A 12,906-nucleotide genomic window follows, 5' to 3' on the forward strand; every position below is an offset into this window, starting at 1 on the left:
TGGCCGCATGGCCGGGCCAGGAGACGCTGCACACCAGCAGCGTCTCCTCAAGCCATTTCCGATTTTTCATTGAGACTTTTCCGGCACTCCCAATAAAGCCCCGCTGGCACCATGTTCCGACCTGTTTTCTGGAGCATCGTGATGAATTTTGTGAAGGTCGCGTTGGGCATTGCGAGCATGTTGCCACTCGCTTCTTATGCGGCATTGGGCGGTGCGCCGGGTACGGGCGCGGCCTCGCAGTCGTTGCTGCGATCGGCGGTTTCTATCGACACGCCCGCAGCTACCACGCCTTATACGATGCGCGCGACGTATGGCGCTGGCGGCGTCACGCTTCATGAATACGTCCTGCCCAGCAATGTGGTGTTTGCCGTCACCTGGCAAGGTCCGGTGCGCCCGGACATGAGCGCGCTGCTCGGCAGCTACTTTCCCAATTTCACGAATGCCGCGGCTGAGCGTGCGCACGGTATCGGCCCGATGATCGAACACAACGGCGATTTCCATATCGAGTCGGCTGGCCGAGCCGGCCGCTTTTTCGGCAAGGCGTATCTGCCACGCCTGGTTCCCGTCACCGTTCGCGTGGAGCAACTGCAATGAAGCGGCGCGCGGATTTATCCAACTCACTAAACATGACAACTTTGAACAAGACGCTTTGCTGCGCGCTTCTGGGTGGCAGCGTGGTGCTGTCTGCTTGTGGTGGCGGTGGTAGTGGCGATGATGGCAGCGCCAATGCGGCGAAGAATAGCGATAAGCCGGCAGCGGGGTCGATAGGGATACCGCCGGCTTCTCCGTCGGGCGCGAGTGGTGCGTCTATGTCTACGTCTACGCCTACTCCAACTCCGGCGCCAACGGCGGCTCCGACGCCTGCGCCGAGTCCCGCACCTGCGCCTGCACCTGCACCTGCACCTGCACCTGCTTTCAATCCTGCAGCGACGCCAATTCCAACGCCGACTCCAACACCGACGCCAACACCAACTCCTGCACCGACTCCAACTCCAGCACCGACTCCGACTCCTGCACCGACTCCACCCCCCACCTCCAACACCGTCCCCATCACCATCGAACGATGGACGGGCAACAACGCGAACATGCCGTACGTAACCGCCACGATCTGCTTCCCCGGCATTCAGGGCAGCAATCAATGCGCGACGGTCGATCACCTGCAACTCGACACCGGCTCGGTCGGCGTGCGCGTGCTCGGCAGCGCGTTGGGTTCCGCACTTGCTGCCCGCCTGCCGACGCAAACAGGCGCCACCGACGACCCAACCGGCAACGCGTCGATCGCCGAATGCGCCGTGTTCGGCTCGGGCTACACGTGGGGATCCATCAAGCGCGCCGACGTCACGATCGGCGGCAAGACAGCAGGCAACATGCCGCTGCAAGTGATTGCCGACGGCCAGTACTCGACGCCGTCGGACTGCCAGTCGCGCGGCGTCTATAACCTCGGTTCGGCAACGGCACTCGGCGCCAACGGCGTGATCGGCATTGGCCCTGCACAGCGCGATTTCCCCGCGGCGGCGCGGACCGTACTGCCATCGGCTTACTACTACTGCACGTCGGCGACGTCATGCGCGAATACACGTGTTCCGCTCGACACGCAGGTCATGAATCCAGTCGCCGATTTCACGTCCGACAACAACGGCACGATCATCCGTCTGCCTGCGCTACCCGCGGGCGGCCAGGCAAGCGTCACGGGTGAACTGGTGTTCGGCATCGGCACGCAGAAGAACAACGCCATGCCCTCGCAGCCGAACATTCTCGCGCTCGACCAGTACGGCTATTTCTCGACCACGTACAAGGGCAACACGTTCAGCAGCGCCATCGACAGCGGGTCGAACGCGAACATCTTCGCGGACTATACGGTTCCCTTTTCGGGCGACTGGTATGTGCCGGCCACCACGCTCAGCCTGTCGGCGATCTTGACAGGCGTCGACAAGGCCGCCGCGTCCGTCAACGTGCCATTCTCACTGGCTAACGGCTGGAATCTGATGGCAAATCAGTACGCGGCCTACGACAGCCTCGGTTCGCCATCGGCCGGCATGTTCATCTGGGGCTTGCCGTTCTTCTTCGGCCGCAGCGTATACACCGCGATCAACAACGTGATGATCGGCAAGCAACCGGGGCCATTCATCGCTTTCTGATCGAACGCACGCTCAGCAAAAAGGCCGGCGTCTCACGACGTCGGCCTTTTTGCGTGCCGAACAAAAGCGCTGCTATTTACTCCACCTCTTTCAACACCTCCGCCACCGTCCCAAAGATCTCCTCGATCTGCGCTTCATCGACGATCAGCGGCGGCGAGAACGCCAGAATGTCGCCCGTATAACGCGTCAACACGCCCTTCTCAAAGCAGCGCACGAAGACATCATAGGCGCGAGCCCCAGGCGCACCTGAACGCGACGCCAACTCCACCCCACCCACGAGCCCAAGATTGCGCACATCGATCACATGACGCTCGCCTTGCAGCTTATGGATCGCCTTCTCAAACACTGGCGCCATCCGCGCGGCCTGTTCGAACAATTGATCACGCTCATACAGATCGATCGTCGCGCACGCCGCGGCCGCGGCGATCGGGTGCCCTGAGTACGTGTAGCCGTGAAACAGCTCGATGCCGGCCGGCGCGCCGTTCACGATCGAATCGTGAATCTTCGCGCTCGCCGCCACCGCGCCCATCGGCGCGGCCGCATTGTTGGTGCCCTTGGCCATGGTCAGCATGTCGGGCGTGACGCCGAAGTACTGCGCGGCGAACGGCGCACCCAGCCGCCCCCAACCGGTGATCACTTCATCGAAGATCAGCAGGATGCCGTGCTTGTCGCAGATTTCCCGCAGCCGCTGCAAATAGCCTCGCGGCGGAATCAGCACGCCCGTGGAACCGGCTACCGGCTCGACGATTACCGCGGCAATCGTCGAAGCATCGTGCAGCGTGACGAGCCGCTCGAGTTCATCAGCGAGATGCGCGCCCCAACTTGGCTGTCCTTTCGAAAACGCCGCTTCCTTGATGTTCAAGGTATGCGGCAGGTGATCGACCGATGGCAGCAGGCCGCCCGAAAACGCCTTGCGGTTCGGTGCGATGCCACCCACCGAAATGCCGCCGAAGCCCACGCCGTGATAACCGCGCTCGCGTCCGATGAACCGCGTGCGCTGCCCTTCGCCGCGCGAACGGTGATACGCCAGCGCGATCTTCAGCGCGGTATCGACGGCTTCCGAGCCCGAGTTCACGAAGAAGATGTGCTTGAGATCGCCCGGCGTATGCCGCGCGATTTTTGTCGCGGCCTCGAAGGCCTTCGGATGCCCCATCTGAAAGGTCGGCGCGAAGTCCATTTCAGCCGCCTGCGCCTGCACGGCGGCCACGATCTCGTCGCGGCAATGGCCCGCGTTGACGCACCACAGCCCCGCCGTGCCATCGAGGATGCGCCGCCCATCGTGCGACGTGTAGTACATCCCCTTCGCGCTCGCCAGCAACCGTGGCGCGCTCTTGAACTGGCGGTTCGCCGTGAAAGGCATCCAGAACGCGGACATATCGGGTGGCTTGACGCCGGCGCGCTCATTCATGTCGTGTCTCCTCGCGTGAGTGGACTTTCAGTGTAGGCACAGCGCGGCCCATGCACAAAGGGGCGGCGGCCATGCACCGCTGATGCCCGCTGGCGGACACGCGCGCTTCGTTGCGGCGCGGCACGCACCCGAACGATGCGAAGCGGCCCGTCCTGCACCAATTCTGCGCCGCATTACGCATAAGCCGGCCGAGTCACAGCCGCGCTGCAGCATGCACCGCACGCCGTTCACGTCGAATTTACTGCATGGCATGTGCCTTGCAGTACACAAGCGGCAAGTCATGCGGGATAAGCCCTGCTGACCGAAATCGACGCCCATAAACAGTCACCATCAATGGCAAGGGGATATACATGAAACGTCGCAGTCTGTTGAAGTTCGGCTCCATGTCGGGCGCACTGGCGCTTGCAGGTCAGGTTCCTTTTGCGCAGGCGCAGTCCGGCAGCGGTCCGATCAAGGTGGGTATTCTGCATTCGCTATCGGGCACGATGGCGATCTCGGAGACCTCGCTCAAGGACACCGCGTTGATGACCATTGCGGACATCAACAAGAACGGCGGCGTGATGGGCCGTCAACTGGAGCCGGTGGTGGTCGACCCGGCGTCGAACTGGCCGCTCTTCGCTGAGAAAGCGCGTCAGCTGATCACGCAGGACAAGTGCGCCGTGGTGTTCGGCTGCTGGACCTCGGTGTCGCGTAAATCGGTGCTGCCGGTGTTCGAGGAACTGAACGGCCTGCTGTTCTACCCGGTGCAATACGAAGGCGAGGAAATGTCGCGCAACGTGTTCTACACGGGCGCGGCGCCGAACCAGCAGGCGATTCCGGCGACCGAATACCTGATGAGCGCGGAAGGCGGCGGCGCCAAGCGCTTCTTCCTGTTGGGCACCGACTATGTGTACCCCCGCACGACCAATAAGATCCTGCGCGCGTTCCTCAAGTCGAAGGGCGTGCAGGAAGCCGATATCCAGGAGGTCTACACGCCGTTCGGCCATAGCGACTATCAGACCATCGTCGCCAACATCAAGACGTTCTCGCAAGGCGGCAAGACCGCGGTGATCTCGACGGTGAACGGCGACTCGAATGTGCCGTTCTACAAGGAGCTGGGCAACCAGGGGCTGAAGGCGTCTGACGTGCCGGTCGTCGCGTTCTCGGTCGGCGAGGAAGAACTGCGCGGTATCGATACGAAGCCGCTGGTCGGCAACCTGGCCGCATGGAACTACTTCATGTCGCTGCGCAACCCGGCCAACGAGAAGTTCAAGAAGCAATGGGCCGCATGGGTCGCGCAGAACAACCTGCCGGGCGGCACCAAGCGCGTGACCAACGACCCGATGGAAGCGACCTTCGTCGGCATCCATTTGTGGAAGCAGGCGGTCGAGAAAACGAAGAGCACGGACGTCGACAAGGTGCGCGTGGCGATGGTCGGTCAAAGTTTCGCAGCGCCGTCGGGCTTCACGCTGGAAATGGACGGCAATCACCACCTGCACAAACCGGTGATGATCGGCGAAGTGCGTGCCGACGGTCAGTTCAACGTGGTGTGGCGGACCAAGACCGCGATCCGCGCGCAGCCGTGGAGCCCGTTCATTGCCGGCAATTCGAGCAAGCCGGATGTGGTCAGCTCGATCCCGGCGTTCCTGAAGCGCTCGCGCGTCGCCTGACAGGAAGGCGTGCCGCGGCGGCAAAGCCGCCGTGACATGCCGATGCCATCCCGCGACGGGCGTGCCCACCGCGCCCGCGTTCGTGCCGTGATCCGGCGGCCCGGCGGCACGGCCTTCGCGCGCAGCAACCCGACGGCGCGGCAACGGCGCTTGCCCACATACCGCGCCGCTCCGCCGGATTTTCTTCAAAGGCCACCATGGCGTTTTCGATCCTCACCTTCACACGACAACGCGCACGAACACTGGCACGACGACTCGCGCGGCTCGGCATCGCCGGCATCGCGCTCGTGCTGCTCGCCGGCGCGCCGCTGGCCGCCTTCGCGCTGACGCAAGCCGATGTCGCGCCGCTCGCCGGCGACGATTTCGATGCGAAATCCGCAGCCATCGACAAACTGATCGCCAATCACGACAAGGAATCGATGGCGGTGCTCAAAGCGCTATCCGAAGACAGCGCGCTCGCCACCGACGCGGGCGCCGTGCTGCTGCAGGACGGCGACACCGCGCACGATGCCGTCACCGGCAAGACCATCGCCGCGGGCGACGCCCAGCCGATCACGCTAAACAACCTGCTGCGCTCGAAAGTCGCCGGCGCGTTGTCCGGTCTGCAACTCGATGCACCGGACGTGGCGACGCGTGCCGCCGCAGTCACGGCGTTGCTGCAGAACCCCGATCCGTCGATCAAACCGCTCGTCGACGCGGCTCGCGCGAAGGAAACCGATCCCGCATTGAAGAAGCGCCTCGACACGCTGTGGGCGATGACGGCCCTGCACGACGCCGATCCGGCCAAGCGCCTCGAAGCCGTGCAACTGGTCGCCGCGCGGCACGACCTCGACATGAACGAACTGCTGCGGCCGCTCGTCGCGAAGAAGCCCGACGGCACCTTCGTGGAAGCCGACGACCGCGTGCGCGCCGCCGCGCAAAGCGGCATCGACGAACTCGATGCGATCCAGCGCCGCAGCCAGATCGCCGGCACGCTGTTCGCGGGCCTGTCGCTCGGCAGCGTGCTGCTGCTCGCCGCGCTGGGTCTCGCCATCACGTACGGGCTGATCGGCGTGATCAACATGGCGCACGGCGAATTTCTGATGATCGGCGCGTACGCGACCTATGTCGTGCAGAACCTGTTTCAGCGCTTCGCGCCCGGCGCATTCGACTGGTATCCGCTGCTCGCCATTCCAGCCTCGTTCGTCGCCGCGGGACTGGTGGGCATCGTGCTCGAACGGCTGGTGCTCAAGCATCTGTACGGCCGTCCGCTCGAAACGCTGCTAACCACGTTCGGCATCAGCCTGATCCTGATTCAGGCAACGCGCATGCTGTTCGGCGCGCAGAACGTGCAGGTGGTCAACCCGGCGTGGATGAGCGGCGGCGTCACCGTCTTGCCCAATCTGATCCTGCCGTACAACCGGCTCGCGATTCTCGCGTTCTCGCTGATCGTGGTCGGCATCGCATGGGCCGTGCTCACGAAGACGCGTCTCGGTCTCTTCGTGCGCGCCGTCACGCAGAACCGGCGCATGGCGGCCTGCGTCGGCGTGAAGACCGCACGGGTCGATTCGTATGCGTTCGCGTTCGGCGCGGGCATCGCGGGTCTGGGCGGCTGTGCGCTCTCGCAGATCGGCAATGTCGGACCGGACCTCGGCCAGAGCTACATCATCGATTCGTTCATGGCCGTGGTGCTGGGCGGCGTCGGTCAACTGGCCGGCACGGTGATCGGCGGCTTCGGGCTCGGGCTCATCAGCAAAGCGATCGAACCGTTCTGGGGCGCGGTGCTCGCGAAGATCGCCGTGCTCGTGCTGATCGTGTTGTTCATCCAGAAGCGTCCGCAGGGCATGTTCGCCCTCAAGGGCCGCAGCGCGGAGGCATGAGATGACATCGGCAACCTCATCGGCTCACGTCGGCGCAACGAGCGGCGGCGCACTAGCCGGCCGCGACCCGCAAGCAGGTTTCGCACTCGGCCTGCCGCCGCGCCCCGCGCTGTTGTCGCGGCGCGCATGGCTCGCGCTGATCGCGTTGATCATCGTCTTCGGCCTGGGCGTGCCGTTCGCCACGCTGGTGGTGCCGGAGACGAGCGCGCTGCATCTGTCCGCCTACGCGACGACGGTCACCGGCAAGTTCATGTGCTACGCGATCGCGGCGCTCGCGCTCGATCTCGTGTGGGGCTACTGTGGCATTCTGAGCCTCGGACACGCCCTGTTCTTCGCGCTCGGCGGCTACGCGATCGGCATGTACCTAATGCGCTCGATCGGTCACGAAGGCAAATACGGCAGCGACCTGCCCGACTTCATGGTGTTTCTCGACTGGCATCAACTGCCGTGGTACTGGCAAGGCACGCAGCATCTCGGTTACGCACTGCTGCTGGTGGTGCTGGTGCCGGCCGTGGTGGCGTGGGTGTTCGGCTTCTTCACGTTCCGCTCGCGGGTGAAGGGCGTCTATCTGTCGATCATCACGCAAGCCATGACCTTCGCCGCGATGCTGCTGTTCTATCGCAACGAAACGGGCTTCGGCGGCAATAACGGCTTTACCGACTTCAAGCGCATCGGCGGCTTTCCGATCACGCATCCGGGCACGCGCACCGCCCTCTTGCTGATCACCTTCGCGGTGCTGATCCTCGCCTTCCTCGGCGCGCGGGCGATCGTCACTTCGAAGCTCGGCCGCGTCGTGACCGCGGTGCGCGACGGCGAAACGCGTTTGATGTTCCTCGGTTACAGCCCGCTCGCCTACAAGCTGTTCGTGTGGACCGTGTCCGCCGTGTTGTGCGGCATCGCCGGCGCGCTGTACGTGCCGCAGGTCGGCATCATCAATCCGGGCGAGATGTCGCCGGGCAACTCGATCGAAATGGCGATCTGGGTCGCCGTGGGTGGACGCGGCACCTTGATCGGCCCGATCATCGGCGCCTTCGCGGTGAATGGCGCGAAGAGCTTCTTCACGGCGAACTTCCCTGAATACTGGCTCTTCTTTCTCGGTCTGATTTTCGTGCTGGTCCCGCTGTTCCTGCCGAACGGCATCATGGGACTGATCGAACTCGTGACGCGCAAGAGGAACCGCTCATGAACGAAAACCCGATGGTTCCTGATCTGGCTTTACCGGAAGAACCCGCTGAAACTTCGTTGAGCGGTGTCGCGAGCATGGGGCATGCGGTCGTGCCCGGCGAGATCGACGTGTCGCACGGCACGATCCTGTACCTCGAAGACGTGACCGTGAGCTTCGACGGCTTTCGCGCGCTGAATGCGCTGACCCTGCAGATCGATGCCGGCGAATTGCGTTGCATCATCGGTCCGAACGGCGCCGGCAAAACGACGATGATGGACGTCATCACCGGCAAGACGGAGCCGGATTCCGGCAAGGTGTATCTCGGCCAGTCGATCGACCTGACGCGCATGAACGAGCCGTCGATTGCGCGTGCTGGCATCGGCCGCAAGTTTCAGAAGCCCACGGTGTTCGAACAGCATCCCGTGTGGGAAAACCTCGAACTGGCGATGAAGGCCGACAAGGGCTGGTGGGCCTCGTTACGCGCGCGTCTGGATCGCGAGGCGCAAGCACGCATTGAAGAGACGTTGGCGCTGATCGGTCTGGAGAGCGAAGCGCGACGTCTTGCGGGCGAGCTGTCGCACGGTCAGAAGCAACGGCTCGAAATCGGCATGTTGCTGATGCAGCAGCCGGCGTTGCTGCTGCTCGACGAACCGGCCGCCGGCATGACCGACGACGAAACCATGCAGCTCGCCGAGCTGCTCAATCATCTGCGCGGCACCTGTTCGATGATGGTCGTCGAGCACGATATGGAGTTCGTCGCAGCGCTATCAGGCGAAGCCGGCAAGGTCACGGTGATGGCCGAAGGACGCGTACTCGCTCACGGCACGCTCGACGAAGTGAAGCGCGACGAGACGGTCATCGAGTCTTATCTGGGCCGGTGAAACGGGTCGGTGTAACAAAAGGGTCGAACGGACATGCTAGAAGTAGAAAACCTGAACCAGTACTACGGCGGCAGCCACATTCTGCGCGATGTGAAGCTCACCGTGCCCGACGGCAAACTCACCGTTCTGCTCGGCCGCAACGGCGTGGGCAAGACCACGCTGCTGCGCTGCCTGATGGGCGTCGTGCAAACGAAGAGCGGGTCCATCGCCTGGCGCGGTGCGTCGATCACCAAACTGCCCACCTACTCTCGCGTGGAAAAAGGCCTCGCTTATGTGCCGCAGGGGCGCGATATCTTTCCGCGGTTGACCGTCGAAGAAAATCTGCTGGTGGGCGCCGCCAGCAAGAAAGCGCCCAAGAAGATCCCGGATCGTATCTACGAACTGTTTCCGGTGTTGAAGGATATGCGCAGCCGCCGCGGCGGGGATCTCTCCGGCGGTCAGCAGCAGCAGCTTGCCATTGGGCGGGCGCTGATGAGCGATCCGCAATTGCTGATTCTCGATGAACCCACTGAGGGTATCCAGCCGTCGATCATTCAGGATATCGGCCGCACGCTGCGTCAACTGGTCGAGGAAATGGGCATGACGGTGCTGCTCGTCGAGCAGTACTACGACTTCGCCAAGGACATCGCCGATCGGTATTGGGTGATGAGCCGCGGCGAGATCATCGCGGGCGGAGAAGGCGCCAATATGGATGCGGATGGCGTGCGGACGTTGATCGCCGTGTGAGCGGCACCTGCGAGCCGGCGTGCTATTCTCACCGCATCCTGTGGCAACGCCGTTGAGCGTTGCCTGACGTGCGCAGGCACGATTTGCTTTTCTCCGTCTGGTCGCATTCCATTCGCATGTCGCTTCACGAAAATCACGTTACGCTCGCTGCCGCTCAGGCCGGTGCGCATTCGCTATGGCGCGCGCGTCTTGAACTTGGGTTCGTCAAAGATGGCGAACGGACTACGCTCAAGCACCGGTTGCATGATGGGCCGTTGCGGGTTCAAAGGGCGCTTTATCCTGAAGGACATGGCGTCTGTCATGCGGTGATCGTGCATCCGCCTGGAGGGATCGCGGGTGGGGATCGGCTTGCTATTGATGTCGATGTCGGTGACGGGGCGCATGCTGTTATTACCACGCCGGGGGCGACCAAGTGGTACAAGTCCAATGGACGTGAAGCGCAGCAGCATATCGCCGTGCGCGTCGGTGAGCGGGCTAAGCTCGATTGGCTGCCGCAGAATAATATCGTTTTCGATCAGGCGAATGCGAAGCTCGATTTTTCGTTGACGCTTGGTGAAGGCGCGACTGCGATCGGGTGGGATGCGACGCAGCTTGGGCGGCAGGCTGCTGGTGAACGGTGGTCCGATGGCCGCTTGTGTGCGGTGTCGCGGATTGTTGGGGCTAACGGGGAGTTGCTCTGGTTTGAACGGGCCAGTCTCTCGGCAAATGATTCGCTGCGCGATGCTGCTCAAGGGTTGGCAGGGTTTCCTGCCTATGGGACGCTTTGGGCCGTTGGGGATGCTTGTGATGATGCGCTTGCTGAAGCGTTGACTGCTCAACTGCCGTTTGATGATTCTGTTCGGGTCGCCGCTTCTTGTGTGACTTCTCGAGTGCTCGTCGTGCGCGGGGTTGCGAGGTCGATGGAGATGCTGCAGCGGGCGCTTATCAAATGCTGGATTCAGTTGCGGCCGGTTGTGCATGGGGTTGAGGGGGTGCCTTTGCGGATTTGGGCTACTTGAGGTTGGCCTTTCCTTGAAGTCACGGTGGTCTATTGGCGTTGCCCCTGTGCGGGGCGGCACCTACTTTCTTTGCATGCCGCAAAGAAAGTAGGCAAAGAAAGCGGCTTCACACCGCTAGCCCATAAGCGGGTCCCCCGCGCAGTCGCGGTAGTGGTGCATCTGGAATCCGTGCTCTCGCCCATTCCGCGTTCGTGACACAGCCGTCATTCTTCCGGCGGCGCTGCGCGCGCCGTCGCGGTCTTCGTACATGCATGTCTTGAAACGTCTGGACATTTAGATCGTATGGCCTAGCCTGGGTCCGTGCGGCCATTTACGTGCGAGGTCGCACATAACGCATTCCGCGATCCCCTTACAATCGTCCAGCGCAGATGAACGCTAAGGATCACCGAATGCGTTTCGTATACCTCGTCTTACCGGCCATCGTATGCTGCGCGTGCTCGCAGCATGATAGTCGCGCGGCCTTTTCTCCAGAGGATCGCGGTATCGAAAGCGCTGTGCACGAATGGAGAGACAAGTTCGACCCGCTGTGGCGATTTAACCGCACAACGTGCGGAGCCGGGAGCGTCGCGCTCGCTGATGTTAAAAGTCTGGTCCAGCAGCTCTTGCATGTGTCGACGGCGACTGCCTGCGATCGCTTGACAGCGCTGCCTGAAACCTACAACACGCAAGTCGACGGCAACCACGCGAACGTGGTGGTGCAAAACGTCGACGGCCGGCCGGGTAGTCGGATCCAGTTCGTTCTTGCTTCGTCGGCCGGCGGCTGGGCGGTGCAGAAAGTGTCGGCGGCAAGCCCGCTGTTCGCGACGACTATCTTCGACGCATCACAGGCAGGTTCTGGCGATGGGCGCATCGAGCCGGCTTATTCGGCATGGATTCCGCACGGCGCAGCGCCTTGGGACATCACTCACGTCATTAGCTACGGCCAATCGCTCAGCCAAGGGTTTTTTAATAAACCCGTGCTGTCCAACCGTCAGCGTTATTCCTCGTTACGATTCAACGGCGGCGTGCGGGCTCAAGACGGCGTGCAAAGCGAAGGCGTCGAAGTGGCGTACAAGCAGTTCGTACCGTTAGTCGAGACTCAATGGGGGGACAAGGCCGAGACGCCGACCAGCGGGACGCTGAATATGGCCATGCAATTGATCGAGCAGGAGAACCTGCAAAGTCATACGGAACTCCCCTACCGGTTCATTGGATCGGCACCGGGTGAAGGATCGATGGACATTGCGACGCTGTCGGCACCAGGGCGCTATTACTCACAGTTGCTGCGAGACATCGCCCAGGGAAAGCGGCTCGCAGACGCCCAAGGCAAGACTTACGGCGTCGGCGCAATCACGTGGACGCAAGGGGAAGCCGACGATTCCAGCCAGACATCGATTCCGACTTACATTGCGAAGCTAAGGAGCTTGCGGGCCGACGTCGATCGCGATGCCAAGGCATTGACGGGACAGAAACAGGACGTCGAGATGATCACCTATCAGGTGGCCACGCATCGCCATTTCGATCAGCGGTATCCGCACATCGCGCTCGCGCTGCTGGAAGCCAGCCACGAAGATCCACACATTCATCTGGCTGTGCCGATGTATCTCTTTCGTTACGTGGACGGTGGACATACCGACAATCGCAGCACCGAATGGATGGGCGCCTACTATGGGCTGGTCCTGAAGAGGATTCTGATCGACAAACAGACGTGGACGCCTCTCGAGCCGTTGAACTGGCGACGCGAGGGCACGACGGCCGTGCTGCGCTTCAATGTCCCCGCCCCGCCTCTCAGATGGGACACGACGCAGGTTGCGGGCAATTCGGACTATGGTTTCTCGTTGCGCCTGCCGTCCGGCGAGTTGCTGCCGATCCAGTCGGTATCGATCACCGGACCCGACGAGGTGAGCATTACGGCTAAATCGCCTATCCCTGCCGGTACGCACATTGAGTACGCATTCAACGGCGTTGGCGTCGCGGGAAGCCGTTATGGTCCGCGTGGCAATCTGCGGGATTCACAGGGCGACGCGATCCGCTTCAATGACGGACGCGAATCGATGCGCCTCGACAACTGGTGCGTGATTTTCGATGTGCAGCTTTAGCACT

Annotated in this window: 9 protein-coding genes and 1 pseudogene; 9 read left to right on the plus strand and 1 reads right to left on the minus strand. The window is 62.5% G+C overall.

Translation table 11 applies throughout. The annotated features are described in order from the left end of the window. Positions 1-141: 141 nt before the first annotated feature. The gene (locus P0D80_RS09185) at positions 142-594 is read left to right on the plus strand and encodes a DUF2844 domain-containing protein (RefSeq protein WP_408283044.1); all 453 of its coding nucleotides are present in this window, start codon (positions 142-144) and stop codon (positions 592-594) included. Between the two features lie 449 nt (positions 595-1,043). Next, positions 1,044-2,138, plus strand: a pseudogene (locus P0D80_RS09190) (DUF3443 domain-containing protein); the annotation flags it as partial. Between the two features lie 76 nt (positions 2,139-2,214). Here P0D80_RS09190 and aptA read toward each other — a convergent pair. Further along, the gene (gene aptA, locus P0D80_RS09195) at positions 2,215-3,546 is read right to left on the minus strand and encodes an omega-aminotransferase AptA (protein WP_408283046.1); all 1,332 of its coding nucleotides are present in this window, start codon (positions 3,544-3,546) and stop codon (positions 2,215-2,217) included. A gap of 350 nt (positions 3,547-3,896) precedes the next feature. On the opposite strand from aptA, the gene urtA reads away from it, so the two are divergent. From urtA to P0D80_RS09230, 7 genes are all read left to right on the plus strand, one after another. Next, positions 3,897-5,195 carry an urea ABC transporter substrate-binding protein gene (gene urtA, locus P0D80_RS09200; RefSeq protein ID WP_408283048.1) on the plus strand — a complete coding sequence of 433 codons (1,299 nt, stop codon included), beginning with the start codon at positions 3,897-3,899 and terminating at the stop codon, positions 5,193-5,195. Between the two features lie 197 nt (positions 5,196-5,392). Further along, positions 5,393-7,054, plus strand: a complete 1,662-nt coding sequence (gene urtB, locus P0D80_RS09205) for an urea ABC transporter permease subunit UrtB (RefSeq protein ID WP_408283051.1) — start codon at positions 5,393-5,395, stop codon at positions 7,052-7,054. A 1-nt stretch (position 7,055) separates the two neighbouring features. Then, on the plus strand, positions 7,056-8,240 hold the full coding sequence (gene urtC / locus P0D80_RS09210) for an urea ABC transporter permease subunit UrtC (RefSeq protein WP_408179417.1): 1,185 nt from the start codon (positions 7,056-7,058) through the stop codon (positions 8,238-8,240). Next, positions 8,237-9,100: an urea ABC transporter ATP-binding protein UrtD gene (urtD, locus tag P0D80_RS09215; protein WP_132375785.1), complete on the plus strand. Its 864-nt coding sequence runs from the start codon at positions 8,237-8,239 to the stop codon at positions 9,098-9,100. The genes urtC and urtD overlap by 4 nt, the downstream gene beginning before the upstream one ends. Positions 9,101-9,133: 33 nt before the next feature. Beyond that, positions 9,134-9,826 (plus strand): urea ABC transporter ATP-binding subunit UrtE, encoded by a 693-nt coding sequence (gene urtE, locus P0D80_RS09220; protein ID WP_408179416.1) that lies wholly within the window; start codon positions 9,134-9,136, stop codon positions 9,824-9,826. A gap of 116 nt (positions 9,827-9,942) precedes the next feature. Next, the gene (locus P0D80_RS09225; protein ID WP_408179415.1) at positions 9,943-10,824 is read left to right on the plus strand and encodes an urease accessory protein UreD; all 882 of its coding nucleotides are present in this window, start codon (positions 9,943-9,945) and stop codon (positions 10,822-10,824) included. A 635-nt stretch (positions 10,825-11,459) separates the two neighbouring features. After that, positions 11,460-12,902, plus strand: a complete 1,443-nt coding sequence (locus tag P0D80_RS09230; RefSeq protein WP_408179414.1) for a hypothetical protein — start codon at positions 11,460-11,462, stop codon at positions 12,900-12,902. The last annotated feature ends 4 nt before the right edge of the window (positions 12,903-12,906 follow it).

The sequence above is a fragment of the Paraburkholderia sp. RL17-373-BIF-A genome (genome assembly GCF_046030175.1).
Classification (GTDB): Bacteria; Pseudomonadota; Gammaproteobacteria; order Burkholderiales; family Burkholderiaceae; genus Paraburkholderia.